Origin of the sequence: Streptomyces sp. NPDC059874 (assembly GCF_042731135.1) — a bacterium.
Taxonomy (GTDB): Bacteria; Actinomycetota; Actinomycetes; order Streptomycetales; family Streptomycetaceae; genus Streptomyces.
The window spans coordinates 1-3,691 of record NZ_JBHWJY010000174.1 but is presented as its reverse complement, the minus strand read 5'-3'; the positions used below and the strand labels follow the sequence as shown (position 1 = coordinate 3,691).

Below are 3,691 nucleotides of genomic sequence, written 5' to 3'. Positions count from 1 at the left end.
GTGGCTCCCCCTCCGGGCCACCGCAGCCGCCGTTCCCCCCGTACGTTCCCCCGTAAGTCTTCGTGCTGCTCCGCTACGGACGGGGAGTCGACGCGTGGTTGTCCAGCGTCTGGATCTCCTCGCCCGAGGCGTGGTTGTCGAGGGGTTTGATCTCGATGCCCGACGCGTGGTTGTCCAGGGTCTCGATCTCGACGCCCGAAGCGTGGTTGTCGAGCGGCTTGAGGTCGCCGTCGGTCGGCAGGATGTTCTCGTTCGTCGTCATCGGATCTCCTGATGGATGGGTCGGGCCCGTTCGGCGATTCCCCCGCGGATCGCCGAACGGGTAGTCCTCCAAGCGACCCGGGTTGCCCCCCGACGCACCGGATCGATGAATCAATCGTGCCCGGGGGCGATAAACGTCCGATGAACGTCTCGTCCATCGGACGTCGATGCAGGTCAGGCGGCGATCTCCGAGGCCAGTAGGGCCTGGACCTCAGCCAGTTCGGCCGATCCCAGCTGTTCGAAGACGGCCTCGGCGTCACGCCAGCACGCCCGCGCCCGGTCAGTCTGCCCCAGCCGTCGCAGGGCCTTGCCCAGCACCGTCAGCACGGTCGCCCGCCGCCACTCGCCACCGATGCCGCGCAGGGCGATGGCCTGTTCGGCGTGCGAGGCGGCCAATGTCGGCCGGCGGGCCGCCAGATGGGCCTCGGCGAGCCGGAAGTGGGTCACGCCCTCCCACAGCGGCTGGCGGTTGTCGTGGAACAGCGCCAGCGCCTCGGTGAGCTGGGTCAGGGCCTCGCCGAGCCGACCCGCCTGGGTGAGGGCGATGCCCAGCGCGTAGCGGCCGTTGGCCAGGCGCAGGGTCAGGCCCATCCGGTCGTAGATGGCGATGCCCTGCTGGGCGAGGTCTATGGCGCTGATCAGGCGGCCCAGCTCCACGTGGATGCGGGAGAGGTTGCACAGGGCGCTGGCCTCGCCGATGTTGTTGCCGTCGGCGCGGAAGTTCTGGATGGCCTCCAGCAGGTAGCGCTCGCCGTCGGCGTAGCGGCCCTGGTAGAGGGCGATGATCCCGCGGTCGTTGGGCGCCCAGCAGCTGGGCAGCGGGTCGCCGGCCTCGCGGGCCAGGGCGGTGGCCTGGCGGGCCTCGTCGTCGGCCTCGGCGAAGCGGCCGGCGACCAGGTGCACGTTGGTGAGGGTGGTACGGGCCCGGCCCTCGGCGTACGGGTCCTTCGCGGCCTGGGCGGCGTCGCGCAGGGCGAGCGCCGCGGACTCGTACTGCTTGGAGTTGGCCCCGGACTCCGCCAGGTCCTTCGCCGCCCACAGCAGGTCCACGGCCCGCCGCAGTACGAGCGTCCCGCCGGCCCGTACGGAGGCCTGGCGTACGCACGCCAGCAGCGGGTCGGCCTCGGCGTACAGCCAGTCCAGGGCGGCCCGGGGCTCGCCGAAGACCAGCCCGGGGTAGTGCGTGTCGGACAGGTGCGCGGGCAGCCGGTCGCCGGGCCGTTCCAGGGCGTACACCCCCGACGCGGTGGCCAGGTAGAAGTCCAGGAGCCGGTCCAGGGCGGCGTGCCGCCCGCTCTCCGGCTGCTCGTCGCGTTCGGCGCACGCACGCGCGTAGAGGCGTACGAGGTCGTGGAAGCGGTAGCGGCCGGGAGCGGCGGATTCGAGCAGGGAGCAGTCGACTAAAGCTTCGAGGAGGTCCTCGGTGTCGTACTCGGGCAGGTCGAGCACGGCGGCCGCCGCGGCCAGGGAGATGTCGGGGCCGTCGGCCAGGCCGAGGAGCCGGAACGCGCGCTGCTGGGCGGGTTCGAGCTGGCCGTAGCCCAGCTCGAAGGTGGCCTTGACGGCGAGGTCGCCGGCCTGGAGCTCGTCGAGGCGACGGCGTTCGTCGGCGAGCTTCGCGGCGAGGACGGAGACGGTCCAGGTGCGGCGGGCGGCGAGGCGGGAGGCGGCGATGCGGATGGCGAGCGGCAGGAACCCGCAGGCGCCGACCACGTCGAAGGCGGCCTGGCGTTCGGCTCCGACCCGTTCCTCGCCGACGATCCGGGTGAAGAGCTGGAGGGCCTCCTCGGGGCTCATCACGTCGAGGTCGACGAGATGGGCCCCGGCGAGGCCCGCCATGCGGACCCGGCTGGTGACCAGGGCGGCGCAGCCGGCGGTGCCGGGCAGCAGCGGCCGGACCTGGGCGGCGTCACGGGCGTTGTCGAGCAGTACGAGGACCCGACGGCCGTCGAGAGTGGAGCGGTAGAGCGCGGCCCGGTCGGCGGGGGAGTCGGGGATGGCGGTGTCGGGGGTGCCGAGGGCGCGCAGGAAGGAGCCGAGGACGGCGACGGGCTCGGCGGGCCGAGGCTCGGTGCCCTGGAGGTCGACGTAGAGCTGGCCGTCGGGGAAGTGCGGGCGGGCGGCGTGCGCGACGTGCACGGCCAGGGTGGTCTTGCCGACGCCGCCGATCCCGGCGAGCGCGGAGACGGCCATGACCTGGCCGCGGGCGCCGTCGGCCAGGATGGCGCCGAGCTCCTCGACGAAACCGGCGCGGCCCGTGAAATCGGGCACCGTCGCGGGCAGTTGGGCGGGCCGTACGTGGACGGCCGCGGCGGCCGGGGCCGCGTCCTCGGCGCGGGCCAGGTCGGCGTCGGCGTTCAGGATGCGCTGCTGGAGCGCGGACAGCTCGGGGCGGGGGTCGACGCCGAGCTCGCCCGAGAGGAGGCGGCGGGTGTCGGCGTAGACGGCGAGGGCCTCGGCCTGCCGGCCGCTGCGGTACAGGGCGAGCATCAGCAGCTCGCGCAGGCGTTCGCGCAGCGGGTGGGCCGCGGTGAGCGCGGTGAGTTCGGAGACGGCCTCGGCGTGGTGGCCGACCTCCAGGTCCAGGTCGAGGCGGGTCTCCAGCAGCTGGAGGCGCCATTCCTCCAGCCGGACGCGTTCGGTTTCGGCGTGCGGGCCGGGGACGCCGGCCAGCGGCTCGCCGTCCCACAGGTCGAGGGCGCGGGCCAGCAGCGTACGGGCGAGGGCGCGGTCGCCGGACGCGCGGGCCGCCTCGGCGTCGTCGGCGAGGCCGCGGGCCACGCCGAGGTCGAGGGTGGCGGCGGAGCGCAGGCGGATGGCGTAGCCGCCGGACTCGGAGACGAGCAGCCCGGGGTCGAGGACCTTGCGCAGCCGGGAGGCGTACGTCCGGATGGTGGCGAGGGCCTGCTGCGGGGGGTCCTCGCCCCAGATCGCGTCGATGAGCTCGGGCGCGGTGGCGGTGCGGCCGTCGCGCAGCAGCAGCGCGGCGAGCAGGGCGCGCTGCTGGGGGGTGCCGGAGGGCAGCGCCTCGGAGCCGCGCCAGGCCCGGATGGGCCCGAGCACGGCGAACCGGGACTCGCCGGCGAGCTCCTCGGCGGTGGGCTCTTGGGCGGAGGCCGCGGGACCCGGCGGGTGGCTGCGCCGCTCGGATGGGAGCGGGGTGGTTCCGCCGGGGCCGGGCGTCGGGTGGCTGCGCCGCTCGGGCGGGGGCGGGGTGGTTTCGCCGGGGTCGGGCGTCGGGTGGCTGCGCTGTTCGGATGGGGGCGGGGTGGTTTCGCCGGGGGCGGAGGCCGGGTGGCTGCGCCGCTCGGGCGGGAGCTGAGTGGTTCCGCCGGGGCCGGGCGCGCGCCGGGGCGTCTCCTCGGGCGCCGAACGTTTCCAGGGGTCGGAGGGCCGGGCGGTGGTTGTGTTCGGCGCCCTGCGGGGACGC

General features: G+C 74.9%; 2 protein-coding genes. Both read right to left on the bottom strand.

The genetic code is table 11. The features are described from left to right. Nucleotides 1–73: 73 nt before the first annotated feature. Complete coding sequence (locus tag ACFV9H_RS41285) at nt 74–262, bottom strand: hypothetical protein (protein WP_385409128.1); 189 nt, start codon at nt 260–262, stop codon at nt 74–76. A 173-nt stretch (nt 263–435) separates the two neighbouring features. Beyond that, entirely contained in the window at nt 436–3,324 is a 2,889-nt protein-coding gene (locus ACFV9H_RS41280; protein ID WP_385409130.1) for a BTAD domain-containing putative transcriptional regulator, read from the bottom strand. Nucleotides 3,325–3,691: the final 367 nt, after the last annotated feature.

Coding starts and splice junctions, on each gene's coding strand:
- ACFV9H_RS41285 (WP_385409128.1), bottom strand. CDS start 262: ATGACGACGAACGAGAACATCCTGCCGACCGACGGCGACCTCAAGCCG.